Source organism: uncultured Arenimonas sp., assembly GCF_963976025.1.
GTDB lineage: Bacteria > Pseudomonadota > Gammaproteobacteria > Xanthomonadales > Xanthomonadaceae > Arenimonas.
On sequence record NZ_CAXBJS010000276.1, the window covers coordinates 1 to 1,985 of the forward strand.

The window sequence follows — 1,985 nt, forward strand, 5'->3', positions numbered from 1 at the left end:
CCTGTACGCGATCAACCCCGAGGCGGGTTATTTCGGCGTGGCGCCGGGCACCAGCGAAAAGACCAATGCCAACGCCATGGCGATGCTCAACCGCGATGCAATCTTCACCAACGTCGGCGTCACCGCCGACAACCAGCCCTGGTGGGAAGGCATGACCACCGGCGCGCCGGCGAAAGACTGGCAGGGCCGCCCCTACGACAAGTCGGTGTCGCCGGCGGCGCATCCGAACGCACGTTTCACCGTCAGCGCGAAGCAGTGCCCGAGCTACACCGACCAGGCCGAAGCGCCGCAGGGCGTGCCGATCAGCGCCATCGTGTTCGGCGGCCGTCGCGCGTCGCTGGTGCCGCTGGTGCTCGAGGCCCGCGACTGGACCCACGGCGTGCTGGTCGGCGCCTCGATGGCTTCGGAAACCACCGCCGCGGCCACCGGCGCGGTCGGCGTGGTGCGCCGCGATTCGATGGCCATGAAACCCTTCGCCGGCTACAACTTCGGCGACTACTTCGCGCACTGGCTGTCCTTCGACAAGGAGGGCGCGAAGCTGCCGAAGATCTTCCAGGTCAACTGGTTCCGCAAGGACGCCGACGGCAAGTTCATGTGGCCCGGCTTCGGCGACAACATGCGCGTGCTCGAGTGGATGCTCAAGCGCGTCACCGGCCAGGCCCATGCCGTGGAAACGCCGGTCGGCAACCTGCCGCTGCCCTCGGACATCAACACCGACGGCCTGGAGCTCGACGCGGCGAAGCTGGAAGAGTTGCTGTCCATCGACCGCGCCGGCTGGAAGGCGGAAATGGAATCGATCGCCGAGTACCTGGACGAATACGGCGACCGCACCCCGGCAGCCCTGAAGGCCGAACGCGCCAAGATCGCCGCGCTCCTGGCCTGACACGGGCCGGCCGCTGGCACGAAGCAGGGCCGGCCGGATGCCGGCCCTGTTTTTTTGCGGCGCCTTAAACCCCGCGGCGCTGGGCGGCATCCCAGTGGGTATGCTCAGCCACGCCGTGACCATTGAAGCCACCGACGCTGCCTGCGTGCCCGACCGCGACCAGGACCATGCCCTGGTCCGCGCCGCCGGCAGCGGGGACGTGCTGGCCTTCGAGCAGCTTTACCGCCGGCACCATCGCCGGGTCTTCGCGCTGCTGCGCCGGCTGTGCGGCCACGAGTCGCGCGCCGAGGACCTGCTGCAGGAAGCTTTCGTGAAGGCCTGGCAGGCGCTGCCGGGCTTTCGTTTCGAAAGTGCCTTCGGCACCTGGCTGCACCGGCTGGCGGTGAACACCGCGCTGATGGAGCTGCGCAGCCGCCGCGGCGGTGAGGACCGGGAGACCGACGACTCCGCGCTGGAATGGCAAGGCACCCCCGACAGCGCCGGCCAGCGCACGGCGCTGGGCCTGGACCTCGAACGCGCCGTCGCGACCCTGCCGCCGCGTGCGCGCGCGGTGCTGGTGCTGCACGACGTCGAAGGCTGGAAACACGAAGAAATCGGCGCCGAGCTGGGCATGGCGGTCGGCAGTTCCAAGGCCCAATTGCATCGCGCGCGCCAGCTGCTGCGCACGCGCCTGGGAGGACACCATGACTGATCACGAACTTCGCTGGCAGCTGCGCCAGCTGCCCCGGGAAATCGAACCGACCCGCGACCTGTGGCCGGGCATCACCGCCCGCCTGCAGCCACCGGCCGCCGCCAAACGGCGCCGGCCCTGGCTGGCCGGGTTCGCCCTGGCCGCCTGCCTGTGCCTGGCCGTGGGCCTGGCCGTGGTGCTGGGGCCGGCTTCGTCGCCGGCCGCGCCGATTTCCGGCGCCGGCTTCAGGCTCTCGAGGTCAATCTCACGGTCGGCCATGGTGCGCAGCCCCGCCTGAGTCGAGGCGAAGACGATGGTGACCCGGCCCTTGAGCCGCTCCAACACCTCCGAGATCGTGCGCACGTCCAGGCTGTCGAGATTTTCCGTCGCACGATCAAGCAACAATATCTTCGGCTTGAAGGCAAGCGCCCG

Annotated in this window: 3 protein-coding genes; all 3 read left to right on the forward strand. The window is 69.4% G+C overall.

All coding sequences use genetic code 11. The features are described from left to right. A partial coding sequence (locus tag AACZ35_RS14020; protein ID WP_339830351.1) for a phosphoenolpyruvate carboxykinase (GTP) occupies positions 1-883 on the forward strand: 883 nt, incomplete at its 5' end. Between the two features lie 100 nt (positions 884-983). Next, positions 984-1,574, forward strand: coding sequence for a sigma-70 family RNA polymerase sigma factor (locus AACZ35_RS14025; RefSeq protein WP_339830354.1), 591 nt, complete (start codon positions 984-986; stop codon positions 1,572-1,574). After that, positions 1,567-1,851 carry a hypothetical protein gene (locus AACZ35_RS14030; RefSeq protein WP_339830357.1) on the forward strand — a complete coding sequence of 95 codons (285 nt, stop codon included), beginning with the start codon at positions 1,567-1,569 and terminating at the stop codon, positions 1,849-1,851. Before AACZ35_RS14025 ends, AACZ35_RS14030 begins: the two co-directional genes overlap by 8 nt. Positions 1,852-1,985: the final 134 nt, after the last annotated feature.